Annotated in this window: 1 protein-coding gene; it reads right to left on the reverse strand. The window is 55.7% G+C overall.

Features of this window, described 5'->3' with window-relative positions:
- The coding region (locus IEQ44_RS17555) for a hypothetical protein (RefSeq protein WP_227487739.1) at window positions 1–208 on the reverse strand (208 nt) is incomplete at its 3' end.
- Window positions 209–230: the final 22 nt, after the last annotated feature.

A 230-nucleotide genomic window follows, 5' to 3' on the forward strand; every position in this document is an offset into this window, starting at 1 on the left:
AGCCCGCTAGAAGGACAGAGGCCGGATCCTTCCCCGCGGCCCTGGTCAGGTTGACCGCCCGCCCAAAGGAATGCCCCCACCTGAAATGCCTGATATGTTTAAGGATGTCCTCCACAAGACTCTTGTACGTGACCGTATCCATGAGGTCCGTGGGTTTGATGGTGGTGGTGTCATGGTACAAACCTTCGCTAGTCTGGGTTGGTTTCATGGAGGAGGTCCTAAAGCAGTAG

It is taken from the genome of Nocardioides malaquae, assembly GCF_015070385.1.
GTDB lineage: Bacteria > Actinomycetota > Actinomycetes > Propionibacteriales > Nocardioidaceae > Nocardioides > Nocardioides malaquae.